This window comes from Micromonospora sp. NPDC049497 (assembly GCF_044465805.1).
Taxonomy (GTDB): domain Bacteria; phylum Actinomycetota; class Actinomycetes; order Mycobacteriales; family Micromonosporaceae; genus Micromonospora.
The window spans coordinates 295,087-321,282 of sequence record NZ_JBITMC010000005.1 but is presented as its reverse complement, the minus strand read 5'-3'; the positions used below and the strand labels follow the sequence as shown (position 1 = coordinate 321,282).

At 72.3% G+C, this 26,196-nt stretch carries 25 protein-coding genes; 8 read left to right on the top strand and 17 right to left on the bottom strand.

Annotation, left to right across the window (positions count from 1 at the left end; genetic code table 11):
• The first annotated feature begins 190 nt into the window (after positions 1 to 190).
• A complete protein-coding gene (locus tag ACIBR0_RS10870; RefSeq protein WP_396714324.1) occupies positions 191 to 481 on the top strand; it encodes a hypothetical protein in 291 nt (96 codons plus the stop codon).
• Between the two features lie 261 nt (positions 482 to 742).
• Here ACIBR0_RS10870 and ACIBR0_RS10865 read toward each other — a convergent pair whose 3' ends face one another.
• The 8 genes from ACIBR0_RS10865 to ACIBR0_RS10830 form a co-directional block, all read right to left on the bottom strand.
• Positions 743 to 1,519 (bottom strand): DUF559 domain-containing protein, encoded by a 777-nt coding sequence (locus ACIBR0_RS10865; RefSeq protein WP_396714322.1) that lies wholly within the window; start codon positions 1,517 to 1,519, stop codon positions 743 to 745.
• A gap of 303 nt (positions 1,520 to 1,822) precedes the next feature.
• Positions 1,823 to 2,818 (bottom strand): agmatinase, encoded by a 996-nt coding sequence (gene speB, locus ACIBR0_RS10860; protein WP_357040764.1) that lies wholly within the window; start codon positions 2,816 to 2,818, stop codon positions 1,823 to 1,825.
• A gap of 17 nt (positions 2,819 to 2,835) precedes the next feature.
• Positions 2,836 to 4,038: a saccharopine dehydrogenase family protein gene (locus ACIBR0_RS10855; RefSeq protein WP_396714320.1), complete on the bottom strand. Its 1,203-nt coding sequence runs from the start codon at positions 4,036 to 4,038 to the stop codon at positions 2,836 to 2,838.
• A complete protein-coding gene (locus ACIBR0_RS10850) occupies positions 4,038 to 5,465 on the bottom strand; it encodes an NAD(P)/FAD-dependent oxidoreductase (protein ID WP_396714318.1) in 1,428 nt (475 codons plus the stop codon). The genes ACIBR0_RS10855 and ACIBR0_RS10850 overlap by 1 nt, the downstream gene beginning before the upstream one ends.
• The gene (locus ACIBR0_RS10845) at positions 5,462 to 6,301 is read right to left on the bottom strand and encodes an ABC transporter permease (protein ID WP_396714316.1); all 840 of its coding nucleotides are present in this window, start codon (positions 6,299 to 6,301) and stop codon (positions 5,462 to 5,464) included. Before ACIBR0_RS10845 ends, ACIBR0_RS10850 begins: the two co-directional genes overlap by 4 nt.
• A complete protein-coding gene (locus tag ACIBR0_RS10840; RefSeq protein WP_396714314.1) occupies positions 6,301 to 7,215 on the bottom strand; it encodes an ABC transporter permease in 915 nt (304 codons plus the stop codon). Before ACIBR0_RS10840 ends, ACIBR0_RS10845 begins: the two co-directional genes overlap by 1 nt.
• Positions 7,212 to 8,363 carry an ABC transporter ATP-binding protein gene (locus ACIBR0_RS10835; protein ID WP_396714312.1) on the bottom strand — a complete coding sequence of 384 codons (1,152 nt, stop codon included), beginning with the start codon at positions 8,361 to 8,363 and terminating at the stop codon, positions 7,212 to 7,214. Before ACIBR0_RS10835 ends, ACIBR0_RS10840 begins: the two co-directional genes overlap by 4 nt.
• A 5-nt stretch (positions 8,364 to 8,368) precedes the next feature.
• Positions 8,369 to 9,514: a spermidine/putrescine ABC transporter substrate-binding protein gene (locus tag ACIBR0_RS10830; RefSeq protein WP_396714310.1), complete on the bottom strand. Its 1,146-nt coding sequence runs from the start codon at positions 9,512 to 9,514 to the stop codon at positions 8,369 to 8,371.
• A gap of 246 nt (positions 9,515 to 9,760) precedes the next feature.
• On the opposite strand from ACIBR0_RS10830, the gene ACIBR0_RS10825 reads away from it, so the two are divergent.
• From ACIBR0_RS10825 to ACIBR0_RS10810, 4 genes are all read left to right on the top strand, one after another.
• Positions 9,761 to 10,273 carry an Lrp/AsnC family transcriptional regulator gene (locus tag ACIBR0_RS10825; protein ID WP_357035311.1) on the top strand — a complete coding sequence of 171 codons (513 nt, stop codon included), beginning with the start codon at positions 9,761 to 9,763 and terminating at the stop codon, positions 10,271 to 10,273.
• Positions 10,274 to 10,453: 180 nt separating this feature from the next.
• The gene (locus ACIBR0_RS10820; protein WP_396714308.1) at positions 10,454 to 11,800 is read left to right on the top strand and encodes an aspartate aminotransferase family protein; all 1,347 of its coding nucleotides are present in this window, start codon (positions 10,454 to 10,456) and stop codon (positions 11,798 to 11,800) included.
• Positions 11,785 to 12,441: a pyridoxamine 5'-phosphate oxidase family protein gene (locus ACIBR0_RS10815; protein WP_396714306.1), complete on the top strand. Its 657-nt coding sequence runs from the start codon at positions 11,785 to 11,787 to the stop codon at positions 12,439 to 12,441. The genes ACIBR0_RS10820 and ACIBR0_RS10815 overlap by 16 nt, the downstream gene beginning before the upstream one ends.
• Positions 12,441 to 13,817 carry an NAD(P)/FAD-dependent oxidoreductase gene (locus ACIBR0_RS10810; protein ID WP_396714304.1) on the top strand — a complete coding sequence of 459 codons (1,377 nt, stop codon included), beginning with the start codon at positions 12,441 to 12,443 and terminating at the stop codon, positions 13,815 to 13,817. The genes ACIBR0_RS10815 and ACIBR0_RS10810 overlap by 1 nt, the downstream gene beginning before the upstream one ends.
• Positions 13,818 to 13,984: 167 nt before the next feature.
• On the opposite strand, the gene ACIBR0_RS10805 is transcribed toward ACIBR0_RS10810, so the two are convergent.
• Positions 13,985 to 14,353 (bottom strand): DUF3499 domain-containing protein, encoded by a 369-nt coding sequence (locus ACIBR0_RS10805; protein ID WP_396714302.1) that lies wholly within the window; start codon positions 14,351 to 14,353, stop codon positions 13,985 to 13,987.
• Positions 14,354 to 14,509: 156 nt separating this feature from the next.
• Between ACIBR0_RS10805 and ACIBR0_RS10800 the strand changes: the two genes are divergently transcribed.
• On the top strand, positions 14,510 to 14,959 hold the full coding sequence (locus tag ACIBR0_RS10800; RefSeq protein WP_120729946.1) for a metallopeptidase family protein: 450 nt from the start codon (positions 14,510 to 14,512) through the stop codon (positions 14,957 to 14,959).
• Positions 14,960 to 15,044: 85 nt separating this feature from the next.
• Here the strand turns inward: ACIBR0_RS10800 and ACIBR0_RS10795 are convergent, their stop codons facing one another.
• The 6 genes from ACIBR0_RS10795 to ACIBR0_RS10770 form a co-directional block, all read right to left on the bottom strand.
• Entirely contained in the window at positions 15,045 to 15,302 is a 258-nt protein-coding gene (locus ACIBR0_RS10795) for a WhiB family transcriptional regulator (RefSeq protein ID WP_007455784.1), read from the bottom strand.
• A 469-nt stretch (positions 15,303 to 15,771) separates the two neighbouring features.
• Positions 15,772 to 16,107 (bottom strand): phospholipase, encoded by a 336-nt coding sequence (locus tag ACIBR0_RS10790; RefSeq protein WP_396714300.1) that lies wholly within the window; start codon positions 16,105 to 16,107, stop codon positions 15,772 to 15,774.
• Positions 16,108 to 16,123: 16 nt separating this feature from the next.
• Entirely contained in the window at positions 16,124 to 17,518 is a 1,395-nt protein-coding gene (locus ACIBR0_RS10785) for a DUF4331 domain-containing protein (protein ID WP_396714298.1), read from the bottom strand.
• A 93-nt stretch (positions 17,519 to 17,611) separates the two neighbouring features.
• A complete protein-coding gene (locus ACIBR0_RS10780; protein WP_396714296.1) occupies positions 17,612 to 17,890 on the bottom strand; it encodes a hypothetical protein in 279 nt (92 codons plus the stop codon).
• Between the two features lie 158 nt (positions 17,891 to 18,048).
• Positions 18,049 to 20,559: a bifunctional FO biosynthesis protein CofGH gene (locus tag ACIBR0_RS10775; protein WP_396714294.1), complete on the bottom strand. Its 2,511-nt coding sequence runs from the start codon at positions 20,557 to 20,559 to the stop codon at positions 18,049 to 18,051.
• Between the two features lie 199 nt (positions 20,560 to 20,758).
• On the bottom strand, positions 20,759 to 21,646 hold the full coding sequence (locus ACIBR0_RS10770) for a hypothetical protein (RefSeq protein ID WP_396714292.1): 888 nt from the start codon (positions 21,644 to 21,646) through the stop codon (positions 20,759 to 20,761).
• Between the two features lie 98 nt (positions 21,647 to 21,744).
• On the opposite strand from ACIBR0_RS10770, the gene cofD reads away from it, so the two are divergent.
• On the top strand, positions 21,745 to 22,746 hold the full coding sequence (gene cofD / locus ACIBR0_RS10765) for a 2-phospho-L-lactate transferase (protein ID WP_396714290.1): 1,002 nt from the start codon (positions 21,745 to 21,747) through the stop codon (positions 22,744 to 22,746).
• Positions 22,743 to 23,831, top strand: coding sequence for a coenzyme F420-0:L-glutamate ligase (locus ACIBR0_RS10760; protein WP_396714288.1), 1,089 nt, complete (start codon positions 22,743 to 22,745; stop codon positions 23,829 to 23,831). The genes cofD and ACIBR0_RS10760 overlap by 4 nt, the downstream gene beginning before the upstream one ends.
• 18 nt (positions 23,832 to 23,849) lie before the next feature.
• Here ACIBR0_RS10760 and ACIBR0_RS10755 read toward each other — a convergent pair whose 3' ends face one another.
• Positions 23,850 to 24,845, bottom strand: coding sequence for an ArsR/SmtB family transcription factor (locus ACIBR0_RS10755; protein ID WP_396714286.1), 996 nt, complete (start codon positions 24,843 to 24,845; stop codon positions 23,850 to 23,852).
• 280 nt (positions 24,846 to 25,125) lie between these two features.
• Positions 25,126 to 26,160: a hypothetical protein gene (locus ACIBR0_RS10750; RefSeq protein ID WP_396714284.1), complete on the bottom strand. Its 1,035-nt coding sequence runs from the start codon at positions 26,158 to 26,160 to the stop codon at positions 25,126 to 25,128.
• Positions 26,161 to 26,196 lie beyond the last annotated feature (36 nt).

The following is a 26,196-nucleotide window of genomic DNA, read 5'->3' as shown; positions in this document are numbered from 1 at the left end:
TCACCCGCTGCCTCAAGCGCTACATCGCCCGACAGCTCTACCGCACCATCACCACCCACCACCGAACCCCTTGACAACCCCCACTCACAGATCGCCGGGGGCGGGTGGGCTCAAATGGGGTATAGCTCTTTTTTGTCTGGCTTGGGGGTTGTGATGCTTCTGCGGTTCTTCCTGCCGACAGGGGTGTCTGATGCTGACCATTCGTTCCTCGTCACGGCTCGTCCTGGCCGGGGCAGTACTGCTCGCGGCGACCGCCGTCGCCGGCTGCGGCCTTCACGCCGGGCCGTCCGGCACGTCGGCGGGGCGGGCAGCTGAGGTATCCGCGACCACCGGACCGGACCGGCCGACCGACGTGCTGACCCGACTCCGCGACCAGCGGCAGGTGCGGCTGCTCCCCGACGATGCGCCGCGCACCTTCGCCGAGCCGTACGACCAGGTGCCACTGATCGAGAGACGCTCAGCGACGCCGCCTTCCTGGTAGCCCGCTACGGCCTCCTCCCGGGTGACCTGCCGAACCACTGCGAACGCACCCCGTCAGTCAACGGCCTGGGCTGACACCCCCACCCCACCCCACCCCACCCCCACCCCACCCCCACCCCACCCCCGCCCCCGCCCCCGCTCCCGCCCCCGCTCCCGCTCCCGCTCCCGCTCCCGCTCCCGCGATCTTGCACTTTCGGCCCTCGATATGCGGTGTATGAGGGAGATGCCGGGGCAGGAAGTGCAAGATCGCGGGGGCCGGGGATTAGGAGAGGGCGGCGCGGATCGTTGCGACGATGTGGGTAGGGCGGGCGTAGAGGTCCCGGTCGGTGAAGTAGCGCATTCGCCAACCGTTGGCGTCGAGCCAGTTGATGCGGCTCCGGTCGTACCGGAGACGATCGCGGTCCAGATGGGATCCGCCGTCGTACTCGATGCCGATCCGGCGCTCGCGATAGCCCAGGTCCAACCGGTAGCGCGGAATGCCGAGGCCGTCGTACACCCACAGCTGCGGCTCCGGAGGCGGCAGTCGCCCGTCGATGATGACCAACCTCAGTTGACTCTCCTGCCGACATTCGGCCCGACCGTCCGCCAGCGGTATCAGCTCCCTCGCCTGGCGCACCCCGCGCAGCGCCCGGTGAGCGCCCACCTCGGCGAGCAGTTCCTCAGCCGTGACCGCTCCCGCTCGGATGGCGGCGTCCAGGACCGGCAGGGCGTCCAACCGTCGTACGGTCCGGGCGAGGTCGATCGCACACCGGGCCGCCGGCACGCAGGGCAGCCCGCCAACGAGCACCGGATCCACCGGAAGGACCGAGTGGTGTACGACAAGCCCTGGCAGCCGGGGCTTCGGCACCGTGACCGGTAGCTGGACATGTACGACGTCGTCCCGCAGCACACCGAAGCCGTACCGGCGGGCCGCGCTCTGCCGGGTGAGCACCGCCTCCTTGGGCAGACACAGCAGGAGAGCCCGCAGTTCATCCTCGTCGTCGCAGGGCTGGTCGGCATAGACGCCCCTACGGACGCGGCGCAGTTCCTCCCGGTTCACGCGGGTCCTCAGCCGCTTCACCGTAAGCGTTCGCGTCAGAGAACCGATCCGCCACAGCCGCGTAGTCATGTGGGCAGGATCACGAAGCGAAACCCAGCGCACCGCCCCACCCGCCGCCCCTGTGGACAAGACCCACCCCTGTGGAGAACGCCCGCCCCAACCGGTGATCTGCTATGGCGCCCCCCACCCCCTCCCCCGCGATCTTGCACTTACGGCCCTCAATACAAGGCTTATGCCCGGAATGCCGGGGCAGAAAGTGCAAGATCGCGGGGGCGGGGGGTGGGGGCGGGGGCAGAAACGCGGTTAGCGGTTGTCGAGGAGGGGTTGGGTGGGGTTCCATGGGGGGCCGCCGGTCGCGTCCTTGCGGCGTCTGGCTATCGCGGACAGGGCCTCCAGCACCACCCGGTTGCCGAGGTACGCGGTGATGTCGGCGTGGTCGTACGGCGGGGCGACCTCGACGACGTCCACACCGACCACGGGCAGCTCGTAGCAGACGCGCCGGACGGCGTCGAGCAGTTGCCGGGAGGTGAGTCCGCCCGGTTCGGGGGTGCCGGTGCCGGGGGCCATGCCGGGGTCGACCACGTCGACGTCGACGGAGAGGAAGACGCCCTCGCACTCGTCGGTGGCGATCCCGAACGCCTCGGTCAGACAGGTGTCGAGTCCACGGGAGACCAACTCGGTCATCTCGTACGAGCGCATCCGCTGCTGCGCCATCCACTGCAACGTGTCCGGGCCGGGCCAGTAGCCGCGCAGGCCGATCTGGAGGAAACGGTCGCCGCGGACCGCACCGGACTCGATGAGCCGCCGCATCGGCTGGCCGTGCCCGTGCAGCGACCCGAACTCGACGTCCCCGGTGTCGGCGTGCGCGTCGAAGTGCACCAGCGACACCCGGCCGAGCCCGTGGTGGCGGGCCACCCCGGTGGCGTCGGGCAGGGCGATGGAGTGGTCACCGCCGAGCACCACCGGGATCGCCCCGGCGGACGCCACCGCGAAGACCGCCGATTCCAGGGCGGACAGCGATCGCTCGATGTCGCCGGAGAACATCTCGACGTCGCCGGCGTCGTACACGCAGAGGTCCTGCAACGCGTCGACGCGCAGCGCGAGGGACGGTCGGGAGCCGTCGTGCGGCAGGTAGCAGGCCTGGCGGATGGCCGACGGGCCGAACCGGGTGCCGGGGCGGTGCGAGGTGCCACCGTCGAAGGGTGCCCCGATGACGACGACGTCGGCGTCGGCGTACGTCACCGGCTCGCCGAGAGTGCACGGCGGCACCCCGAGGAAGGTCACGTCCGGACCGAACATCGGGCCGTAGCGCGTCGTCACCGCTCCTCCATTCCCCACGGCGAACCGTAGCTGTTCAGCAGGTCGAGGAAGGGTACCGGCGGCAGCGCCTCCGGACCCAGCACGCCGGCACCGGACCAGGGGCCGGTGGCGAGCAGTTCCAGGGCGACGACGGGGTTGACGGCGGTCTGCCAGACCACGGCCTGGTGCCCGTACTCGCGCATGGACCACTCGTTGTCGACCACGTGGTAGAGGTAGACCTCGCGCGGGCTCCCGTCGACGCCGACCCCGCGGACCCAGGTGCCCGCACAGGTCTTGCCGCGCATCCGGTCCCCGAGCGTGGCCGGGTCGGGGAGGCAGGCGGCGACCACGTCGCGGGGTGACACCGGGACGCCGCCCACCCGGACCGGGGCGGTCGAGTCGAGGCCGAGCTTGTGCAGCGTCCTCAGCACCTCGATGAACTCGTTGCCGAGGCCGTACTTGAAGGTGACCCGCTTCGCCTTCACCCAACGCGGGATCAGCAGCACCTCCTCGTGCTCCACGTTCACGCACTCGACCGGCCCGATGCCCTCGGGGAAGTGGAACACCTCCGGCTCGGAGAAGGGCGGCGTGGTGAACCAGCCCCGCCCGGCCTCCCACACGACCGGCGGGTTGAGGCACTCCTCGATGGTGGTCCAGATGGAGAACGACGGCGCGAAGTCGTACCCGTCGACGGTGAGGTTGGCGCCGTCGCGGACCCCGATCTCGTCGATCTCGGCGAACAGTTCGTCGGCGGCGTACCGGGCGAAGACGTCGGACAGGCCCGGCTCGACACCGATGCCGCACAGCGCCAGCCGGCCCGCGTCGGCCCACTGGTCGGCGACGGCGAACTGGTCGTCGCCCAGCTTCACGCCGGTCTCGGCGTGCGGCCGGTCGGGGTGCGGGTGGGACAGCGACATCGCCATGTCCAGGTAGTCCGCGCCGGCCGCGTACGCACCGTCGAAGATCGGCATGACGAAGCGCGGGTCGACGGCGTTGAGGACATGGGTGATGCGGTGCGCGCGGCACAGGTCGGCGACCGCGTCCGCGGAGGACGCGTCGACCTGCGCCGCGACGAAACGGGAGTCGTGGTCGGCGATCGCGCGCGACGCGCGGCCGAGGTCGTGGTCGGCGACGACCATGGTCTCGAAGAAGGAACGGCGGGCGGCGATGGCGACAGCGGCGGAGCCGACGCCGCCGGCGCCGACGAGCAGGATGCGCATCAGGAATCAAACCCCAAACCAAGACGGTCGAGCGTACGGAGCCACAGGTTCCGCCGGCCGTCCCGCGCGTCGGCGCGGGCCAGCGACCAGCGGGTGAGATGGATGCCGGCGGCCCGGACGGGCTCCGGCGGGAACGGCAACGGCTTGCGGTACACCAGGTCCAGCCGGGTCAGCGGGGTGTCCCCGCCACCGAGCAGGTCGAGCATCACCCGGGCGCCGAACCGGGTCGCGCCGACACCGAGGCCGGTGTAGCCGGCCGCGTACGCGAGCCGACCGTCGTACGCGGTGCCGAAGAACGGGCAGAACCGGGTGCAGGTGTCGATGACGCCACCCCACCGGTGGCTGAAACGCAGGCCGTCGAGCTGCGGGAACGTGGTGAAGAAGTGGTCGGCGAGGGCGGTGAAGGTGGCGTCCCGCTGTTCGAGCGACGGCGCGACCCGGTTGCCGTAGTGGTAGACCGCGTCGTAGCCGCCGAAGAGGATCCGCCCGTCGCCGGTGATGCGGTAGTAGTGGAACTGGTTGCCGGTGTCCGCGAGCCCCTGCCGGTTCGCCCAGCCGATCGACGTGCGCTGCGCGTCGGTCAGCGGTTCGGTCATCAGCGCGTAGTCGTACACCGGCACCAGCCAGGCCCGTAGCCGCCGCAGCAGAGGCGGGAAGGCGTTGGTGGCGAGCACGACCTGCCGGGCGCGCACCGAGCCGGGGATCGCGTCGGGCCCGCCGGCGGTCTCCGCCCGCAGCGCCGCGCCGTCGGCGCGCAGGCCGGTGACCCGGGTGTGCTCGTGGATCCGCACGCCGAGGCCGAGGGCGGCGCGGCGCAGGCCCCAGGCCAGTCGCGCCGGGTCGAGCATGGCGACCCGGTCGCGGTCCCAGAGCCCACCCAGGTACGTCGGGGAGTCCACCTCGGCGCGCACCTCGTCGGCGTCGAGCAGGCGTACGTCGTGGCCGTACCGCCGGGCCAGCGCCGCGTCCTCGGCCAGCGCGTCGAGCTGGTACGGCTCGACCGCCACCGCCAGCTCACCGGTGCGCTCGAAGTCGCAGTCGATCCCGAGGTCCGCCACGGCGGTGGCGATGGCGTCCAGGTTCTCCCGGCCGAGCCGTTCCAGCTGGTCGATCTCGTCCGGGAAACGGTCGACGCCGTTGGCCAGGCCGTGCGTGAGCGACGAGGCGCAGAAGCCGCCGTTGCGCCCGGAGGCGGCCCAGCCGCAGGTGCCGGCCTCGACCAGCAGCACGTCCCGGTCCGGGTCGTCCTGCTTGGCGAGCAGGGCGGTCCAGAGCCCGGAGTAGCCGCCCCCGACGACGAGCAGGTCGGTCCCGGTCGCGCCGTGCGACGGCGGGAGCGGGTCGGGGCGTTCCGGACGGTCCAGCCAGTAGGGCACGCGCACCGCGTCCGCCAGCGCGCGCGCCCGGCCGGTATGGGAGCCGGTCACGACCGCCCGCCGGCCTGCCCGGCGACCACGGGTGCCGCGACGGCGGCCCGGCTCGCCCGTCGCCCGCGCAGTGAGCTGGCCAGGACCAGCAGCAGCGCGATCACGAACATCGCCGTCCCGATGACGTTGACCTGCGGCGGGATGCCCCGCTGGGCGGCGCCCCAGACGTACATCGGGAACGTGACGGTGGTGCCGGAGTTGAAGTTCGTGATGATGAAGTCGTCGAACGACAGGGAGAACGCGAGCAGCGCGGCGGCCACGATGCCGGGCAGCACCAGCGGCAGGGTGATGCGGCGGAACGTCTGCCACTCGTTGGCGTAGAGGTCCATCGCGGCCTCCTCCAGTCGCCGGTCCATGCCGGCGAGGCGGGCCTTCACGGTGACCACCACGAACGACACGCAGAACATCACGTGCGCGATGACGACGGTCCAGAAGCCGAGCTGCACCCCGCCGGCGACGAAGAGGGCGAGCAGCGAGGTGCCCATCACCAGCTCCGGCGTCGCCATCGGCAGGAAGATCAGCACGTTGATCCCGGACCGGCCGCGGAAACGGTGCCGCACCAGGGCGAACGCCATCAGCGTGCCGAGCACGGTGGCAGCCACGGTGGCGATGAACCCGATCTGCACGCTGCGCACCACGGCGTCGCACATGTCGCTGGTGGCGCACGGCTGCCGCCAGTTGTCCAGGGTGAACTCGTTGAAGTCGTACGACAGGCGGCTGGACGGGCGGTTGAAGGACAGTGCGGCGACCACGGCGATCGGCAGGAACAGGTAGCCGAGGACCAGCAGGCCCACGCCCATCACCCAGCGGTCGGCCAGCCAACGGGAGAACCTCATCACAACACCTCGTCCGTGCCGGCCCGGCGCAGGTACACGAAGACCACCGCGAGGATCGCCGCCATCAGCAGGAAGGACAGCGCCGCGCCCTGCGGGTAGTCCAGCCGGACCAGGAAGGCCGAGTCGATGACGTTGCCGATCATGTACTCGTTCGGGGTGCCGAGCAGTTCGGCGTTGATGTAGTCGCCGCTGGCCGGGATGAAGAACAGCAGCGTGCCGGCGACCAGGCCGGGCATCGACAGCGGCAGGGTGACCCGCCGGAACGTCTGCACCGGGCTGGCGTACAGGTCGCTCGCCGCCTCCAGCATCCGGTAGTCCAGTCGCTCCAGGCTCGCGTACAGCGGCAGCACCAGGAACGGCAGGAAGTTGTACGTCAGGCCGAGGATCACCGCGACGGGAGTGGCGAGCAGCCGGCCGTCGGGACCGAGCAGGTGCACGTCGCGCAGCAGCCCGACGAGCCAGCCGTTGTCCGACAGGATCGTCTTCCACGCCAGCGTGCGGACCAGGAAGCTGGTGAACATCGGCGCGACCACGCACACCAGCAGCAGGTTCTTCCACCGGCCGGCCTTCTGCGCGATCGCGTACGCCAGCGGGTAGCCCATCAGCAGTGCCAGCACCAGCGCGATGCCGGCGTAGAGGAACGACCGGGCGAACTGCGGCCAGTACGCCTGCAGCGCGTCCGGGTAGTTGCCGAACGCCCAGGTCAGCGCGTAGCCGGTGGAGAGCGAGCCGCTCGGGTCGTAGAGGCTCGCGGCGGCGAGTTGGAGCAGCGGCAGGCCGAAGAACAGCAACAGCCAGGCCGCGCCGGGCAGCAGCAGCAGGTACGGCAGAAGGCGGTGCCGCCCGGACCGGGCCGCCGGCGGTGGGGCCGCCGACTGCCCGGATCCCGTGGGCACGTGGGCGAGGGCGGTCATGAGCTGACGCCCACCGGCTCGTCGAGCACCGGAGTCGTGCGGTCGTGCTCGCCCGGCTCGCGGTGCAGCAGGAACGCGTGCCGCGGATCCCAGTACGCCACGGCCTGTGTGCCGGGTGCGAGCTGACCGTGGGCGCCGCTGTTGGCGACGAACACCGACAGCTCGCTCCCCCAGGCCGTCCGCAGCAGGTACTGGGTGCTGACCCCGACGTACGAGGCGTCGGTGACGGTCCCGGTGACGTGGTGGTGTCCGGCGGGGACCTGGTCGGCGGAGCCGGCCAGGTGCAGCTTCTCCGGGCGTACGCCGAGGAAGACCGGACCCCGGTCGGCGCGTGCCCGGCCGACGGGCACCGAGAAGCGACCGCCGTGCGCCGAGACCGGCACCTCGCCTCCGGCGGCCCCGGCGGCCTCGGCGGCCAGGAGGTTGGACTGGCCGAGGAAGTTCGCGACGAAGGCGGTGGCCGGGAACTCGTAGATGTCGGCCGGCGCGCCGAGCTGCTCGATGCGCCCCGCGTTCATCACCGCGACCGTGTCGGCCATGGTCATGGCCTCCTCCTGGTCGTGGGTGACGTGCACGAAGGTGATGCCCACCTCGGTCTGGATGCGCTTGAGCTCGATCTGCATCTGCCGGCGCAGCTTCAGGTCGAGCGCGCCGAGCGGCTCGTCGAGCAGCAGCACCTGCGGGTGGTTGATCAGGGCGCGGGCCAGGGCGACCCGCTGTTGCTGCCCACCGGAGAGCTGGGCGGGTCGGCGCCGGTCGTAGCCGTCGAGCTGCACCAGCGACAGCATCCGGCGGACCTGGTCGTCCACCTTGCGGATGCCGCGCCGGCGCAGCCCGAACGCCACGTTCTCGGCGATGTCCAGGTGCGGGAAGAGCGCGTAGGACTGGAACACGGTGTTCACCGGCCGCTTGTACGGGCGCAGCCGGGCGATGTCCCGGTCGCCGAGCAGGACCTGCCCGCTCGTCGGCTCCTCCAGCCCCGCGATCATCCGCAGGGTGGTGGTCTTGCCGCAGCCGGACGCCCCGAGCAGGGCGAAGAACGAGCCCTGCGGGATGGTCAGGCTGAGGTCGTCCACCGCGGTGAAGACGCCGAACCGCTTGGTGAGGTCGGCCAGCCGCAGGTCACCGGCCGGTGCATCGTGTCCCATGGTTCTCACGCCCCGATTACCTGCTGGAACTTGCGCTCGTACTCGGTCTCCTGCTTCTCGTCCAGGGCCATGAACACCTTGGACTTCGACAGCATGGCCTCGTCGGGGAAGATCAGCGAGTTGGCCGCCAGTTCCGGGTCGATCTTCTCCATCTCGGCCTGGGCGCCCTTGACCGGGCAGATGTAGTTGACGTAGGCGGCGAGCCTCGCGGCGACCGCGGGGTCGTAGTAGTAGTTGATGAGCTGCTCGGCGTTCGCCTTGTGGGTGGCCTTGTTCGGCACCATCATGTTGTCCGACCAGAGCATGACGCCGGACTCCGGCACCACGAACTTGATCTTCTCGTCCTCGAAGCCGAGCTGGATGACGTCACCGGACCAGCCGATGCACGCGGCGATGTCGCCCTTGGCCAGGTCGGGGGCGTAGTCGTTGCCGGTGAACTTGCGGATCTGGCCGGAGTCGACGGCCTTCTTGAGCTTGTTGAGCGCGTCGTCGAACTGGGGTCCGGTGAAGTTCGCCGGGTCATGGCCGTTCGACTGGAGCAGCAGGCCCATCGTGTCGCGCATTTCCGACAGCGCGGTCACCTTCCCCTTGAGATCGGGGCGGGTGAGCAGCTCGTCGACCGTACGGATCTCCTTGGTCACCTTGCCGTTGTAGGCGAGGCCCGCGAGGCCCGACTGCCACGGGATCGCCAGCTGGTTCTCCGGGTCGAAGGAGCGGTTGCGCAGCGAGGGCAGGAGGTTCGCCTCGACGTTGGGCAGCTTCGACTTGTCGAGCTTCTGGATCCAGCCGAGCCGGATCATCCGGGCCGCCATCCAGTCGGTGACGGCGAACATGTCCCGGCCGGTGCTCTGACAGGCGGCGAGCTGGTTCTGCACCTTGCCGAAGAACTCGTTGTTGTCGTTGACGTCCTCGGTGTAGGTGACCTTGATGCCGGTCTTCGTGACGAACTCGTCGAGGGTGGGACGCTTCGACTCGTCCTTCTCGTCGACGTCCATGTACTGCGGCCAGTTGGAGAAGGCCAGGGTCTTCTCGGTGCCGGAGAGGTCGTCGCTGACGCAGCCGGCCTCGGTCTGGGTCGCGGCCTTCGTGCCGCAACCGGCCAGCGAGCCACCGGCGGCGAGCAGCGCTGCGGAACCCAGAGTGCCGGTCAACAGCCCACGTCGGGAAAGGGGGCGGAGGGGAGATCGCATATGACGACTCCTAAGGGGTCTTTCGTCGGCGGCGGGACGGGGGTGGCGCGCCGGCGGGAGGGTCAGGTCGCGGTGGACGACTGATCCTGACATGAGGTGACCTTCCTTACAAGGGATTCCGTTGCGGGAATAGCTCTCGACGACGAAATACGCCAGACTGCGCGATGGCACTAGGCTCAGGCCCGGGAACCGGCAAGGGGAGCGTCGATGACGAACCGGCACAACGACAACGGCAACGGCGGACGGCGCGTCACCGTCCGTGACGGGGCCAGCCACGCGCTGCTCGACGACGTGGCGAAGCAGATCATCGAGCAGCTCCAGGAGGACGGCCGGCGCCCGTACGCGACGATCGGCAAGGCCGTCGGGCTCTCCGAGGCGGCGGTACGCCAGCGGGTGCAGCGCCTGCTCGACGCGGGCGTCATGCAGATCGTCGCGGTCACCGACCCGCTCCAGCTCGGCTTCCCCCGGCAGGCCATGATCGGCCTGCGCACCAACGGCGACCTGGAGACCGTCGCCGACCGCCTCGCCGAGTTGGAGGAGGTCGACTACGTGGTCATCACCGCCGGATCGTTCGACCTGCTCACCGAGGTCGTGTGCCGCAACGACGACCACCTGCTGGAGATCCTGCAGCGGCTCCGGGCCGTCGAGGGCGTGCTGTCCACCGAGGCGTTCGTCTACCTCAAGCTGCGCAAGCAGACGTACACGTGGGGCACCGCCTGACCGCCGCTCGACGCGCATCGTGCGGAATCCGTTGCTCTGCCGACGCACTCTCGCTGAATCCGTCGCCATTGCCGCCCTTCACGACTGATACCACTTGCTTTCGGGCGTGCGGCTGTGGGATAACCGTGGGCAGAGCGGCCGGTGTCCACCCCTACCGGCCCGAAACCCGATGGGGCTGACATGGCCAACGCCACCGACCACCTCTGGATGCACTTCACCCGGATGGCGAGCTACTCCGCCGGCGAGGTGCCGACCATCGTGCGCGGCGAGGGCGCGTACGTCTGGGACTCGCAGGGCCGCCGCTACCTGGACGGGCTCGCCGGGCTCTTCGTCGTCAACGCCGGGCACGGCCGGACCGAGCTGGCCGAGGCGGCCGCCAAGCAGGCGGGCGAGCTGGCCTACTTCCCACTGTGGTCGTACGCCCACCCGACCGCCGTCGAGCTGGCCGAGAAGATCGCCTCGCTGACCCCCGGCGACCTGAACCGGGTCTTCTTCACCACCGGCGGCTCGGAGGCCGTCGAGGCGGCGTGGAAGCTGGCCCGGGCCTACTTCAAGCGCACCGGCCAGCCGAACAAGCACAAGGTGGTCAGCCGCTACATCGCCTACCACGGCACGTCGATGGGTGCGCTGTCGATCACCGGCCTGCCCGGCATCAAGAGCGACTTCGAGCCACTGGTGCCCGGCGGCATCAAGGTCCCGAACACGAACTTCTACCGCGCACCCGAGCACGGCGACTCCCCCGAGGCGTTCGGCCGCTGGGCCGCCGAGGAGATCGGTCGGGCCATCGAGCGGGAGGGGCCCGACACCGTCGCCGCCGTCTTCCTGGAGCCCGTACAGAACTCCGGCGGCTGCTTCCCGCCACCACCCGGCTACTTCGAGCGGGTCCGGGAGATCTGCGACGCGTACGACGTGCTGCTCGTCTCCGACGAGGTGATCTGCTCGTGGGGCCGGCTCGGCGAGTACTTCGGCGCCGTCCGCTACGGCTACCAGCCGGACATCATCACCACGGCCAAGGGCATCACGTCCGGCTACGCCCCGCTCGGCGCGATGATCGCCAGCGACCGGCTGATGGAGCCGTTCCTGACCGAGACCGGCATGTTCGCCCACGGGGTCACCTTCGGCGGCCACCCGGTCTCCTGCGCGGTGGCCCTGGCCAACCTGGAGGTCTTCGCCCGCGAGGACCTCATCGGGCACGTCCGCGCCAACGAGGGCGCCTTCCGGTCCACCCTGGAGAAGCTGCACGACCTGCCGATCGTCGGCGACGTCCGCGGCGACGGCTACTTCTACGGCATCGAACTGGTCAAGGACAAGACGACCCGGGAGACGTTCGACGAGGCGGAGTCCGAGCGGCTGCTGCGCGGGTTCCTCTCCACCGCGCTGTTCCAGGCCGGCCTCTACTGCCGCGCCGACGACCGGGGCGACCCCGTCGTGCAGCTCGCGCCGCCGCTGATCGCCGACCAGCAGCAGTTCGACGAGATCGAACAGATCCTGCGGGGCGTCCTCACCGAGGCATGGTCCCGGCTCTGAGCGGCGACGGGACCGAAGGGGTCGGGCGGACGGCACGCACCCGCGTACGCCGGCTGCCCGACCTCGCGGTGCACGACCGGGCGACGCTGTACGCGATCCTCGACGCCGGCCGGGTCGGCCACCTGGCGATCGTCGACGGCGACCAGCCGTACGCCGTGCCGGTGGCCTGCGCCCGCGACGGCGAGCGGGTTCTGGTCCACGGCTCCACGGGCAGCCGGCTCTTCCGGCACCTCGCCGCCGGGGCGCCGGCCTGCCTCACCGTCACCCTGCTCGACGGCCTGGTGCTCGCCCGCAGCGCCTTCGCCTCCTCGATGAACTACCGCTGCGCCATGGTGCTCGGTCGGGCGGCCACGCTCGACGACGAGGCGAAGCTCGCCGCGCTGGAGCGGATCACCGAGCATCTGCTGCCCGGACGCTGGGCGCAACTCCGCCCGCCGTCGGCGAAGGAGATGGCGGCCACGCTGGTGCTGGCGCTGCCACTCGCCGAGTGCTCCGTGAAGGTCAGCGCCGGCCCGCCGGACGACCCCGACGAGGACCTGGACCATGCGGTCTGGGCCGGTGTCGTGCCGGTGGTCGAGTCCCTCGGAGCTCCGGAGCCCGACCCGGCGCTCCGCTTCGACCTGCCGCCCCCGGAGTGGTGATGCGCTACCAGGACCTGTCGTACTGGTTTTCCACGGTGGACGAGGCGCTGACGCCGCGCCCACCGCTGCCGGGCGACGCCGACGCCGACGTGGTGATCGTCGGGGCGGGCTACACCGGGTTGTGGACGGCGTACTACCTGGCCGCCGCCGACCCTTCGCTGCGGATCGTGGTGCTGGAGGCGGAGATCGCCGGGTACGGCGCCTCCGGCCGCAACGGCGGCTGGTGCTCGGCGTTGTTCCCCACCTCGCTGCCCGCCTTGGCCCGCCGGCACGGCCGCGACGCGGCGATCGCCATGCAGCGGGCCATGCACGCCACGGTCGCCGAGGTCGGCCGGGTCGTCGCGGCCGAGGGCATCGACTGCGACTGGGCGTACGGCGGCACGGTCACGCTCGCCCGCACCGGCCCGCAGTTGGAGCGGGCCCGCGCGGCGGTGGCCGAGGCACGGGAGTTCGGCCTGGGGCCGGACGATCTCGCCCTCCTCGACGCCGACGAGGCCACCGCACGCTGCGCCGCCGAGGGGGTACGCGGTGGCACGTACACCCCGCACTGCGCGGCGGTGCACCCGGCCCGGCTGGTGCGCGGGCTGGCCGCGGCGGTCGAGCTCCGCGGGGTGACCATCCACGAGCGCACGCCGGTCACCCGGATCCGGGCCGGCGCGGCGGTGACCCCGGCCGGGACGGTCCGGGCGCCGGTGGTGGTCCGGGCGACCGAGGGGTACACGCCGGCGCTGCCCCGTCAGCGCCGCACGGTCGCCCCGGTCTACTCGCTGATGGTGGCGACCGAGCCGCTGTCCGCGTCGACGTGGGCCGAGATCGGGCTGGCCGCACGGGAGACGTTCTCCGACCACCGGCACGTGATCATCTACGGCCAGCGGACCGCCGACGGGCGGCTCGCCTTCGGCGGGCGGGGCGCGCCGTACCACTTCGGCTCCCGGGTCTCCCCCGCGTACGACCGGGAGCCACGGGTGTTCGCCGCGCTGCGCCGAACGCTCGGCGAGCTGTTCCCGGTGCTCGGCCCGGACGTGCCGGTGACGCACACCTGGGGCGGCCCGCTCGGGGTGGCGCGCGACTGGGCCGCCTCGGTCGGCCTCGACCGGGACAGCGGACTGGCCTGGGCGGGCGGCTACGTCGGCGACGGCGTCGGCACCAGCAACCTCGCCGGCCGCACGCTGGCCGACCTGATCCGCGGCGCCCGCACCGACCTGACCCGGCTCCCCTGGGTCAACCACCGCTCCCCGAGGTGGGAGCCGGAACCGCTGCGCTGGCTCGCGGTCAACGCCGGCCTCCGCGTGATGCTCACCGCCGACCGTGCGGAGCTACGCACCGGCCGCCCCTCCCGGCGCGCCACCCTGTTCACCCGCCTCCTGGGCCACTAACCCGCCCCCGTCCCCACCCCCAACGCGTTGATCAAGGGGTTTGGGTCAGGAGGCGCGCGGATTTCGACGCAAACCCCTTGATCAACGCGGGCAGTGGCCTGCGCGCGTGGGGAGAACTGGGGTGGGGGGGTGACCCGGGGGGTGACCCGGGGGGTGACCCGGGGGGGTTAGTGGTTGGGGGGGATTACGCGGAGGTGGCCGCGGCGGCCGGTCTGCGGGGAGCCGTGGTGGTGCTGGTCGTCCTCGGGGGGGCGGGGGGCGACCGGGCGGGCGGCCTCGCGGACCGCCTCGGCCAGGGCCACCAGGTCGTCCGTGGTGGGCGGCGGCGGCTCGAACTCGCCCTCGTGGCGGACCACGTCCCAGCCGCGCGGGGCGGTCAGGCTCCGGGCGTGCGGCTCGCAGAGGTCGTACGTGTGGGGCTCGGCGAAGGCCGCCAGCGGGCCCACGACCGCGGTCGACTCGTTGTAGACATAGGTCAATGTGGCGACCGCTTGCCGGGGGCAGCCGTTACGGGAGCAGCGCCGTGGTGACCTCACGTGCGGCAGGGTATCTCCATTACCGGGTCCGGCGCACCGCTTCGCGTTGCGACACGCCCGTCACGGTGATCACAAAATCCGGTCCCGCGGAACCCGGCACGCCAACCGGGCGGCGCTGCCGCAGGCCATGGCGTCGCGGGGGCTACCCTGTCCGTCATGGGAAGCCCGGAACACCGCCGCCCCGGCTCCGGTCGGCGCGTACGCCGCGACCGGCACGGCCGCGGTCTGCGCGGGCGGCTGGTGCCGGCGACGGTGCCGTTGGCGCGTACCAAGGCCGAGATCTTTGACGACCTGGTCCTGGACACCGTCGAGACCCTGGAGCGGCGGTTCGCCAAGGAGTTGGCGGGTGTCGAGTTCGCGGTCGAGGACGTGCCGCCGGACCTGAACGTGTACGACTCCGACGTGCTGGAGGACGGCGAGGTGCCGCTGGCCCGGCTGCTTCCGGGCCGGCCGGGTCGGCAGGAGGTGCCGCCCCGGATCGTGCTCTACCGTCGTCCGCTGGAGTTCCGGGCCATGGACCGCGAGGACCTGGCCGACCTCGTCCACGACGTGATCATCGAGCAGGTCGCGAACCTGCTCGGGGTCGATCCCGACGAACTGGCCTGAGCCGGCGCCCCCTGGGCGGCACATCGTCGGATCACCCCATCGGCCCGGACCGGGCGGCCCCCACCGCCCCGGCCCGGCACCGCGCTCAGGCGGCGCGCCGCTTGAGCTTGCGCCGCTCCCGCTCGGAGAGCCCACCCCAGATGCCGAACCGCTCGTCGTGCCCGAGAGCGTATTCGAGGCATTCGGTCTTGACCTCGCAACGCGAGCAGATGCGCTTCGCCTCGCGGGTCGAGCCGCCCTTCTCGGGAAAGAACGCCTCGGGGTCGGTCTGCGAGCACAGCGCCCGCTCCTGCCACTCCGGCGCGTTTCCGAGCAGGTCGGCCACCTCAAGCTGGCCGTCCATCAATTGCCTCCTTGTCGCGCACCGGCGTCATCGCCGCTGCAACCCCCCACGCGAAAGGCGTGCTTGTCCGTCCGGTACTGATTTGTTGCGTTCCGTGCGAACAACCCCATTCAAATTACACGCGTGTAATGCGTGCGCCGTCAAGCCAAACTTGATAATGGAGTCGCCCTCCCGACACGCCCCGGACAGCCATCCGGCCACCCGGCCTCGCAACCTGCCCTATCGATTCAGACCCCGGCCGGGTAACGCCCTCTCCGGCGAGTTGCCCGGCTTTTCTCCCGTGGCGGGTCACCGGCGACGTACCGTGACGGGTCGAGGACGACCCGGAGGAGCACCCACCGAGATCGGTTGATCTTGGTGGGCCACAGGTTAACGCGACTCGTGCCGTACCGCTCGTCGAGGCGGGGAACGCCGACCGCGCCCCGTCCACACTGTGGACAGGGCGCGGTCGTGGGCGGACTCGGGAAGCTCAGTCGGCTCCCCGGGGTGTGCTGGTCGGCCACACGAATTCGGCGATCACGCCACCGGTGACGGCGATCGTGCCGGCCGGCGTCCGGCCGTCCCACCAGACGGTATAGAAGCCGGCGGGCAGGTCCGGGTAGACGGCACTGTGGAACGTGCCGTCCTGCACGCGGCGCTCCCGCACCGCCGAGTGGGTACGCGGCTCGTCGTCGCGACTGATCTCGATCTCCTGGCCGTGCTGGTCCCGTCCCGCGTAGATGATCAGAGCGCCGGTGTCACCACCGATGTCGAGGACGACACTGCCGGTCTCCGACGGCCCGTACGTGTGCTCGTGCTCGTGCATGACGACCTCCGACGGGTCAGGCCGACGCGGGCGGGTTGTTGAACCCGTCGTACGGCGTACCGAGGTAGGGGAAGGCGGCGAGGAACGGCGCGGTCACGTCGGCGGCGCTCAGCCCCGGCGTCACCGCCGCCGCCGCGGCATCGGGACGGAAGGCGCGGTCGACCAAAGGCACGGTCAGTCCGGCGATCGCCCGCAACGAGATGCTGACCACGTCGTCGGCGACCCGGCGGCCGTTCGGGAAGCCGGCGAGGTCGCCGCCGAGCACCCCGAACCGGTCCGGCTTGCGCGTCGGCGGAATCGCGGTGTTCAGCCGCAGCATGTCGGCCTGGATGTCGCCGGTGGCGTTGGTGAAGCCGTCGATCAGGCCCTCCGGGATGCCCGTGAGCAGGATGGCCACCAGGTCCGTGCGGGCCTTCTTGGACTTGTTCAGCTTGTCCAGGTTGGGGAAGACGTCCGGGTAGAGCACCGGCAGCAGCGCGGCCAGCTCCGGCTGCTCGACGAACCTCGCGAACCGCTTGTCCTCCGACGGCGGCAGCGTGTTCCACTCGTCCTTCCTGGACATCGGCACGACGACCTCGTTGAACAGCGGGTTCCCCAGCCGGGACACCTGGGTGAAGGGGCCGGCGGCGGTGTCGGTCGCGCCCCGGTCACCGAGCACCCGCACCTGGCGACGGGACGCCGTCGTCCAGACCCCGATCACCGAGGCGGCGTCGCCGCCGGCGTACCGGTTGGCCTTGCGGCGCACCTTGGTCAGCGGCACCTGGAGGGCGATGCTGTGCACGTTCATCCGGTCGGTGGCGTTGACCGGTTCGCCCTCCGCCTTGAATATCTTCTTGCCGGCCACGTGGAGCTGCTGGAACGGCCGCAGCGTACCGAGGTCGAAGATGGCGCCGAGGTCCACGAAGAAGCCGTCGGCCCGCTGCCCGGCGAAGACCCGCTCCCCCGTGGAGAGCGTGTACGTCGCCTGCCGCACGAGGTCGGCGTACGTCGGGGTGGACAGCGGCCCGACGTTGCACGGGGGGCAGGGCAGCTTGTGGGCGAGCCGGTGCTCCCGGCCGTCCGCGATGCGGGTCAGGCTGTAGAACTGCCGGCGGTTCCAGTTCCTGCTGTCGAGCGAGTCGATGGGCCCGGTGTTGTAAAGAAAGCTGTTCGCATTCGTGATCTCGGTCGTGAATTCGAACCGGTACGTGACATCGGCCTGCCCGTCACCGTTGTTGTCGATATTGATCTCGTACCGCACGTCGTCGCCGAACTCGAAGAAGTTCGGACCGCCGGACGGCAACTGCAACGGCACGTAGTTGGCGATCAGCGTGACCGTGTCGGGCCGGTCGGGGCTGACGAAGGCGTACAGGTCGGATGAGTCGGCGACCGGATCCTTGGCGATTTCCGGCGCCTCACGGTGCGAAGACATGGCGGAGCCACCTCACTGTGCGAAAGAGGGTTCCTCGGACCGGCGTCGAGAGCCCCCGCCGGCCCGAGCGAGGAGAAAGGGGAGGAAGTGGCGTCAGCGCCGGGCGGCGCGCCGCAGCCGATCCGCCAGGCCGCGGTCGCGTACCTCGATGCGGGACGTGCCGACGAAGACGTCCATGGTCCCGGAGGCGGCGTCGCGCAGGTGGACGACGATCGGGTCGTCGGTGTTGGCCGCCGCACCCGGTGCGTTCTGCGCGGCGGACAGGCCCGGCACGGTGAGGGCGGCCGCGCCGAGCGTGGCGCTCGCCGCGGCGGTCAACGTCTGCCGGCGGGTCAGTCGCGGCCAGGGCCGCTTCCGCTGATCACTGGTCATGGGCAACCTTTCCGGCGGTGGCGCGAAGCGCCCGCGATGGCGGTCGCGGGCCGAGCCGGCTTCTTCTCGCCCGTCCCGCGAGGGATGCCGGCGGCGGCTCTCGCCGTAACCACCGCCGGCACGCACTGGTACGGCCCGCGACGGGAAAAGGTTCGACGCTACGCCGAGGCGTGACCGTACGCGGTCGTCCGCTTGCGCGCCGGACGCCCGGCGGCCGTCGCGATGGCGACCAACTGCTCCTCGGTACGGGCCGATCCGTTGCCGGAGCCGGCCATCCGGGAGATGGTCTCCTCCATCAGCGTGCCGCCGAGGTCGTTGCAGCCGCCCTGGAGCATCGCGACGGTGCCCTCGTCGCCCAGCTTCACCCAGGAGCACTGGATGTTGTCGATCCGGCCGTGCAGCAGCAGCCGGGACATCGCGTGCACCACCCGGTTCTCCCGCCAGGTGGGCCCCGGGCGGGCGATCCCGGCCAGGTAGATCGGGGCGTTGGTGTGCACGAACGGCAGCGCCACGAACTCGGTGAACCCGCCGGTGCGGTCCTGCACCCCGGCCAGCACCCGGTAGTGGGCGAGCCACTGGCCCGGGTGGTCGACGTGGCCGTACATCATCGTGGAGCTGGACCGGATGCCCAGCTCGTGGGCCGTGCTCACCACCTCGACCCAGGCGGCGGCGGGCAGCTTGCCCTTGGTGAGCACCCAGCGCACGTCGTCGTCGAGGATCTCCGCGGCGGTGCCCGGGATGGTGTCCAGACCGGCCTCGCGCAGGCCGGTCAGCCACTCGCGCACTCCTACGCCGGCCTTCGCGGCGGCGGTGACGATCTCCATCGGCGAGAAGGCGTGCACGTGCATGTCCGGCACCCGCGCCTTGATCGCCCGGACCAGGTCGGCGTAGACGGTGACCGGCAGCTTCGGGTCGATGCCGCCCTGGAGGCAGACCTCGGTCGCACCGGCCGCCGACGCCTCCTGGGCGCGGTCGGCGACCTGGTCCACCGACAGCCGGTACGCGTCGGCGTCCCGCTCCCGCTGGGCGAAGGCACAGAACCGGCAGCCGACGTAGCAGACGTTGCTGAAGTTGATGTTGCGGTTGACCACGTAGGTCACGTCGTCGCCGACGGTGTCCCGCCGGACGTCGTCGGCGAGCCGGCACAGCGTGTCCAGGGCCGGTCCGTCGGCGGCGAACAGCGCCAGCGCCGCCGCCTCGTACCGGGGGTCCAGCAGCGCCGCCGGGTCGTCGGCCGCCAGCCGCAGCCCGGCGCGCAGGTCGTCGTCGCCCGCACCGGCGCTCACCCCGGCGCTGACCTTGCCGGCCACCTCCGACCAGTCACCGTAGACGTGGTCGAAGTCGCCGCGGCGGTCCCCGGTGCGGCCGGTGGTGTCGATCGTGGCGTGCAGATCGGTCCGGCCGCCGTACGCCTCGTCGGGCTCCTGCCACGGCCGGCCCACCGGGCGGGCGTCGGCGACGGCGAGCCCGGTCTCCGGGTCGGCCAGCGCGGTGACGTGCGGCAGCAGGCGCGGGTCCAGCCACTCCTCGCCGGCCCGGACGTACTCCGGGTAGATCGTGAGCCGCTCCCGCAGCGTGAACCCGGCCGTCGCGGTGTGCGCGGTCAGCTCGTCGAGCTGCGGCCACGGGCGCTCGGGGTTCACGTGGTCCGGGGTCAGCGGGGACACACCGCCCCAGTCGTCGATGCCGGCGCGCAGCAGCAGGTCGTACTCGCCCTCGATGAGGTTCGGCGGGGCCTGGATCCGCGCCTTCGGACCGAGCAGCACCCGGGTCACCGCGACCGTCGCGGCCAGGTCGTGCAGCTCGGCGTCGGGCATGCCGCGCATGGCCGTGTCCGGCTTGGCGCGGAAGTTCTGCACGATCACCTCCTGGAGGTGGCCGTACTCCCGGTGCGCTCGGCGGATCGCGAAGATCGCGTCCACCCGCTCGGCCGGGGTCTCACCGATGCCGATGAGGATCCCGGTGGTGAACGGCACGTTCACCCGGCCGGCGTCCTCGATCACCCGCAGCCGGACCGCCGGCTCCTTGTCCGGCGAGCCGAAGTGCGGGCCGCCCGGCTCCGACCACAGCCGCGTCGCCGTGGTCTCCAGCATCATGCCCATGCTCGGCGCGACCGGCTTGAGCCGCTGCAACTCCGCCCAGGAGAGCACCCCCGGGTTGAGGTGCGGCAGCAGCCCGGTCTCCTCCAGCACCGCGACCGCGCAGGCGCGCAGGTAGTCCAGCGTGGAGTCGTAGCCCCGCTCGTCGAGCCACCGTCGGGCCGCCGGCCAGCGCTCCTCCGGGCGGTCGCCCAACGTGAACAGCGCCTCCTTGCAGCCCTGGGCGGCGCCGGCCCGGGCGATCGCCAGGACCTCGTCCTGCTCCAAGAACGCGGCCGGTAGGCGGTGCGGCACCGTCGCGAAGGTGCAGTAGTGGCAGCGGTCGCGGCAGAGCCGGGTGAGCGGGACGAAGACCTTCTTCGAGTACGTGACCACGCCCGGCCGCCCCGCCGCGAGCAGCCCGGCGTCCCGGACCGCACCGGCGACCGCCAGCAGCTCGTCCAACGCCCCACCGCGGGCGGCCAGCAGCGTGGTGGCCTCGTCGGCGTCCAGCGCCCGCCCGCTCGCGGCCCTTCGCAGGGCCCGCCGCACGCTCGCCTCGGTCGGGCCCGGCCCGGTGCGATCAACCATCCGCCCAGCCTAAGCGCTCACCCGCCACACCTGACCCGCCCCGGCCCGCCCGGTGGGAAACCCCACCGCCCTCCCCGCGCTCGACCCCGCCCCGTCCTGGACGCGCTGTTTCACGGAAAGAGTGGCTATCCGGCGCGGAATAGCCACTCTTTCCGTGAAAGTGCGCGGGCGGCGGGCGGGGGGCGGGGGGCGGGGGGGGTTAGCGGGGGTGGTGGGGGTCCTCGGGGTTGAGGCGCTGGGTGCGGTCGGGCTCACCCTCGCGGGGATCGGCGGGCTGGCGCGGGATCGCCTGCGTGGGATCGGCTGACGGCGGCGGGCCGAACGGCGGGGTGGGGTTGGCCGGCGGCGGGGTGGGGTTGGCCGGCGGCGGGGTGAACGGCGGAACCGGGCTGCCCTGCGGGCCGGGCTGCGGGACGCCCGGGTAGGGCTGGCCGTACTGGCTTCCCGGCCAACCGGGCTGGCCGGGCGGGTACGCACCGGGCTGGCCGGCACCCGGGTGGGCACCCGGTTGGCCGGGCACCGGCGGTCCGCCGGGCTGGCCGGGGACGGACCAGCCGGACGGCGTCCCCCAGCCCGGCTGCGGCTGGCCGTACACGCCGGGCTGCGGCTTGGGCTTCGGCACGTGGTAGAGGGTGCGCCAGATCGTGTACACCGCCCACGCGGCCACGGCGAGCACCGCCAGCCAGGCGAGGCGCACCAGCAGGCCGAGGAAGGCGTCGAGCGCCTCGCCCTCGGCCAGCCGGCCGAACGTCCAGATCAGGAAGGTCAGTGCGCCGAGCCCGGCGCTGGCCGCGTACTCGCCGAGGGCTACCTGGGTGATCAGTTTCGCCCGGGGGACCACCGGGCGCACGTGCGTGGCCAGCAACACCGCCAGCAGCGGCAGCACCACCGCCTCGATCCCGACGAACGCGAAGAAGGCGGCGCCGGCCCGGCCGGTGAAGGTGCCGTACCGGCTGGCCAGGAGCAGCTGGAGCAGCCCGACGAAGAGGAAGACCGCGTTCGCGCCGAGGAGCACGAGCGCGGCGGGCTCCCGCAGTGGACTGGTCAGGTGCCGCGCGTCGGTGGACGCGGGGTCGGGGCTGGTCACGGACTCCCCCTCGGGCGTGGGCGGACGGTTGCCGACGTGAGCCTAGTCTCCCGGGCCACCGGCGGACCGGAGGCGACGCGTGCGCGAGGATGGTCGACATGCGCATCGTGGTTCTGACGGGTGGCATCGGGGGCGCCCGGTTCCTGCTCGGCGTCCGGGCGTACGCCCGGGAGGTGGGTGCCGAGGTGACCGCCGTGGTGAACGTCGGCGACGACCTGCTCCTGCACGGGCTCAAGGTCTGCCCCGATCTGGACAGCGTCATGTACACCCTGGGCGGTGGGGCCGACCCGGACCGGGGCTGGGGACGCGTCGGCGAGAGCTGGACCGTCAAGGAGGAGCTGGCCGCGTACGGGGCGGAGCCGACCTGGTTCGGCCTCGGCGACAAGGACATCGCCACGCATCTGGTCCGCACCACGATGCTCAACGCCGGTTACCCCCTGTCCCAGGTCACCGAGGCGCTGGCGACGCGCTGGCAGCCCGGCGTACGCCTGCTGCCGGCGACCGACGACCGGCTGGAGACGCACGTCGTGGTGAGCGGGAGGAGTGAGCTTGCGAGCCCCGCAGTCGCGAACAGGGCCGGCACAGCGGACCTCGACGGCGGCCAGCGGGCGATCCACTTCCAGGAGTGGTGGGTGCGGTACCGCGCGGAGGTCCCCACCCACCGGTTCGTCTTCGTCGGCGCGGAGACGGCGAAGCCGGCTCCCGGCGTGGTCGAGGCGATCGCCGGGGCCGACGTGGTGCTGATCGCCCCGAGCAACCCGGTGGTGAGCGTCGCGCCGATCCTGGCGGTGCCGGGCCTGCGCGAGGCGGTCGCGGACGGCCGTGCGCCGGTGGTGGGCGTGTCGCCGATCATCGGTTCGGCGCCGGTACGCGGCATGGCCGACCGGTGCCTGTCGGTGCTCGACGTCGAGTGCAGCGCGGCCGGTGTGGGCCGGCTCTACGGCGGCCGGCCGGCCGGCGGCCTGCTCGACGGCTGGCTGGTGGCCGAGGAGGACGCGGGCGCGGTGGTGCCCGAGGTGACCGTCCGGGCGGTGCCGCTGCGGATGACCGACGAGGCGGCGACGGTGGCGATGGTTCGTGCCGCGATGGAGCTGACGTGAGGCTGGAGATCCTGCCGGTGCCGGGCATCGGCCACGTGTCCGAGGGCGATGACCTGGCCGCCATGATCGCCGGTGCCGCGCCGTGGCTGCGCGACGGCGACGTGCTGGTGGTCACCAGCAAGATCGTCTCGAAGGCGGAGGGACGGCTGGTCGACGTGCCCGCCGACGGGCCGGAGCGGCTCGCCGCACGGGACGAGGTGCTCGCCGCCGAGACCACCCGGGTGGTGGCCACCCGGGGTGCGACCCGCATCGTGCAGACCCGCCACGGTTTCGTGATGGCGTCCGCCGGCATCGACGCGTCGAACGTGGACAAGACCCGGCTGGTGCTGCTTCCGGAGGACCCGGACGCGTCGGCGCGGGCGCTGCGCGCCGACCTGCGGGAGCGCTTCGGCGTCGACGTGGCGGTGATCGTCAGCGACACCATGGGCCGGCCCTGGCGTAACGGGCTCACCGACGTGGCGCTCGGGGTGGCCGGGATGGACGCCATCCGTGACCACCGGGGTGAGATCGACCCGTACGGCAACGAGCTCGAACTGACCCAGATGGCCGTGGTCGACGAGCTGGCCGCGGCCGGTGAGCTGATCAAGGGCAAGTGTGACCAGGTGCCGGTCGCGGTGGTCCGGGGCTACCTGCGGGCGACCCGGCCGGACGACGGGCCGGGCGCGCGGGTGCTGGTCCGCGACGCGGAGCTGGACCTGTTCTCCCTCGGCACCGCCGAAGCGAGGGCCGCCGGGCTGAACGCCGCCGCCACCCTGCCCGAGGGACCCGTCGCCGCCCGGCCGGATGCGGAGGCGGTCACCCGGGCGATCGCCTCGGTGAGCCGGGCGGTCACGCCCGGCACGGTCTTCGCCCTGGTCGCTGACGAGGACGTACGCGCCGCACTGGTCGACACCGTGCCGGGCTGGCCGGCGGAGGCCACGACCCTGGTCCTGGGCTCGCCGGCCACACCGGTCGAGCCGTTCGACCTGGTCCGGTTCGGCGCCGACGTGCACCGCCTGCGGACCGCCCTGGCCGCCGAGGGCTTCCCCTCCGTTCTCCTCCCCCCGCCGCCGGGCACCACCGCCGTCGCCGCGCTGGCCCTCTGAGCGGGCGGAACGGAGCCGTCAGGCGTCGAGGACCGCCCGGCCCAGCGGGGTCAGGGTGTGCAGGATCGTGTTGCGGTCGCGATGACTGACCAGCAGGCCGGCGTTGCGGAGCACGGTGGCGTGCTGGCTGGCCGCCGCCGCCGAGATGTGCAGCCGGCGGGCGATCTCACCGGTGGTGCAGCCCTCCTCGCTCGCCTCCAGCACGGCCGCCCGCGTGCGTCCGACCAGTGCCGCGAGCGCCTCCCGGCCGGGCGGCGCGGCGGGCCGACCGTCGGTCGAGGGGGTCAGGCCACCCAGCCGGTCGACCGGATAGACCAGGACCGGGGGCAGCGCCGGGTCGAGCAGCGCCACCGGCGTACGGGCGCAGAAGAACGACGGCACCAGCAGCAGTCCCCGCCCGTCCAGGTGCAGCTCCCGGCTGCGCGGGTAGTCCTGGACCTCGAGCACGCCCGACTCCCAGCGCACGGCCGGCCGCAGGCTGGCGAGCAGCCCCTCGACACCGCCGTCGAGCAGGGCGCGGGAGCGCCGGGCCCGGTCGGCCCCCACCGCCGCCTGGATGCGATCCCAGTACGGGCCGACCGCCAGCGCGTGGTACTCCGTCATGGCCTCGGTCAGCGAGCGCAGCGCGCCGGGCTCCCCCCGGAACAGCGACCCGGCGCCGTCCGGCAGCCCGCCACCAGCGGCGAGCAGCGACAGGTCCCGGCGCAGGAGTGACACGGGGGTGCTGCGGACGGCCTCCATGCCCGCCTCGAAGCCCGCGACGCTCTCGTGCGGGGTGAGGAAGTCGGGAAAGTAGCCGCGGGGCGGGTTCAGGGCCATCAGCAGGCGCAGGCCCGCAGAGCGGCTCTGGCTGCGCAGGCCCCGGGTCACACCGCGTCGCCACCCCGCCAGCAGCGGGTCCCGACTGCGCCCCGGCAGCAGGTGCAGGCTGAGGACCAGTTCCCAGACCGGATCCGGCGCCGGCGCCACCCGGGTCCGGAGAATGTCCTCACCGGAAAAGTGGATCTTCAGCATGGAGCACTCCCGTGCCACGGGCAGAGGGGTATGCCCGACGGCCGTTCGACTGTACCGGGGGTTACGTACCTCCATCTTTAAGCGTGGACTGAAAGACCTCGACGCCCCTGGGCCCAACTCGGCATGCTTCCCCTGGCCACCGGGACCGACGCCGCACCAGCGTCCGGCCCCGAGGGGGCCCCGGGGGGCGGGGAGGATCGGCGTCCGGGTGGCACCACGAGGGTCTGCGGCTTCTCTTCCGCGGAGGTGCCACCCGTTCGCCGGTCCGCGCCGGCCCGGCTCAGCCCACCCAGAGCGCCACCCGGTGGTCCTCGTCGGTGACGTAGAAGCAGCTCCCGTCCAGCTCCGCCAGGCCCTCCACGTGGTGGAACGGGGCCAGGTCGGCCACCAGCTCACCCCGGACCAGGTGCCCCGCGCCGGGGGCCGGGAAGCGCACGTGCCGGGACGCCACGTCCCCGCCGGCCGGGTGGTCCTCCAGCAGCACCGACCCCTTGCCCAGCGCGTCGATCGAGCCCACGATCGCCGCGTACCCGCCGTCCGCGGTGGGGGTCACCGCGCGGAGGCCGGCCAGCACACCCGGCGGGGTCACCCCGGTCAGGACGTACGCCCCCAGCGCGTCCGGCCAGACCGGCGTGGCGTCGAACATGCCCGGCACCCCGGCCAGCTCCACGAGGATCGGCTCGCCGTCGGCCGTGACCGGGAACCTCAGCCCGAGCAGGACCGTGCCGGCCGGCGTGAACGTCGCCGCCTCGATGTTCAGCGGCAGGTCGTCGAGGACCAGCCTGCTCACCCAGCCCTTGGACCGGGCGGCGCCCCGGGCGACGGTCTCGCCGACGAACCGCGCCCGGACCCGGTCGCCCGGCGGCAGCGGCGTGAACGGAGCCTTCAGCAGGGCGTCGTTGACCGCCCGGTGCACCCGGAACCGGTTGCGCACCACCTGCACCGGCACGCGGCCGGTCGCGGCGTCGTCCTCGGAGAACCGGGCGACGAAGGCACGGCGCGGGCGCAGTGGTCCCGCCTTGGACCCGAAGTGGGAACCGAAGACGTACACCCAGCCGTCGTGGTGGGCGAGCGCCTCGCCGTCCTCGGTCCGGCCGTTCTCCGCTCCGGCGTCGGCGTCGACGTGGTGGGCGACCCACCGGTCGTCGTCCTGCTCGAGCAGCAGGGCGAGGCAGTGCTCGACCGGCCCCTCGTCCAGCACCGTCCAGAAACCGCGCCGGGCGCCGTACGCGCGCAACAGCGCCGCCGACCGCACCGGCAGCAGATCGCTGGCCTCGTTGCCGGCCACCACGAATTCGAGCAGTCGCAGAGTCACCCGCCCAGCCTACGAACGGGCCGCACGTACAGTATC

Excerpts from the sequence above, each read along its gene's own strand:
- ACIBR0_RS10815 (WP_396714306.1), top strand. The coding sequence starts at position 11,785 with ATGGTCCCGGCTCTGAGCGGCGACGGGACCGAAGGGGTCGGGCGGACG.
- ACIBR0_RS10785 (WP_396714298.1), bottom strand. The coding sequence starts at position 17,518 with ATGTCTTCGCACCGTGAGGCGCCGGAAATCGCCAAGGATCCGGTCGCC.
- ACIBR0_RS10835 (WP_396714312.1), bottom strand. The coding sequence starts at position 8,363 with ATGGGACACGATGCACCGGCCGGTGACCTGCGGCTGGCCGACCTCACC.
- ACIBR0_RS10790 (WP_396714300.1), bottom strand. The coding sequence starts at position 16,107 with ATGCACGAGCACGAGCACACGTACGGGCCGTCGGAGACCGGCAGTGTC.
- ACIBR0_RS10855 (WP_396714320.1), bottom strand. The coding sequence starts at position 4,038 with ATGCGCATCCTGCTCGTCGGCGCCGGCGGCGTCGGCTCCGCCGCTGTC.
- ACIBR0_RS10870 (WP_396714324.1), top strand. The coding sequence starts at position 191 with ATGCTGACCATTCGTTCCTCGTCACGGCTCGTCCTGGCCGGGGCAGTA.
- ACIBR0_RS10845 (WP_396714316.1), bottom strand. The coding sequence starts at position 6,301 with ATGAGGTTCTCCCGTTGGCTGGCCGACCGCTGGGTGATGGGCGTGGGC.
- ACIBR0_RS10820 (WP_396714308.1), top strand. The coding sequence starts at position 10,454 with ATGGCCAACGCCACCGACCACCTCTGGATGCACTTCACCCGGATGGCG.
- ACIBR0_RS10825 (WP_357035311.1), top strand. The coding sequence starts at position 9,761 with ATGACGAACCGGCACAACGACAACGGCAACGGCGGACGGCGCGTCACC.
- ACIBR0_RS10775 (WP_396714294.1), bottom strand. The coding sequence starts at position 20,559 with ATGGTTGATCGCACCGGGCCGGGCCCGACCGAGGCGAGCGTGCGGCGG.
- ACIBR0_RS10755 (WP_396714286.1), bottom strand. The coding sequence starts at position 24,845 with ATGCTGAAGATCCACTTTTCCGGTGAGGACATTCTCCGGACCCGGGTG.
- ACIBR0_RS10800 (WP_120729946.1), top strand. The coding sequence starts at position 14,510 with ATGGGAAGCCCGGAACACCGCCGCCCCGGCTCCGGTCGGCGCGTACGC.
- ACIBR0_RS10840 (WP_396714314.1), bottom strand. The coding sequence starts at position 7,215 with ATGACCGCCCTCGCCCACGTGCCCACGGGATCCGGGCAGTCGGCGGCC.
- ACIBR0_RS10780 (WP_396714296.1), bottom strand. The coding sequence starts at position 17,890 with ATGACCAGTGATCAGCGGAAGCGGCCCTGGCCGCGACTGACCCGCCGG.
- ACIBR0_RS10795 (WP_007455784.1), bottom strand. The coding sequence starts at position 15,302 with ATGGACGGCCAGCTTGAGGTGGCCGACCTGCTCGGAAACGCGCCGGAG.
- speB (WP_357040764.1), bottom strand. The coding sequence starts at position 2,818 with ATGTTCGGTCCGGACGTGACCTTCCTCGGGGTGCCGCCGTGCACTCTC.
- cofD (WP_396714290.1), top strand. The coding sequence starts at position 21,745 with ATGCGCATCGTGGTTCTGACGGGTGGCATCGGGGGCGCCCGGTTCCTG.
- ACIBR0_RS10810 (WP_396714304.1), top strand. The coding sequence starts at position 12,441 with ATGCGCTACCAGGACCTGTCGTACTGGTTTTCCACGGTGGACGAGGCG.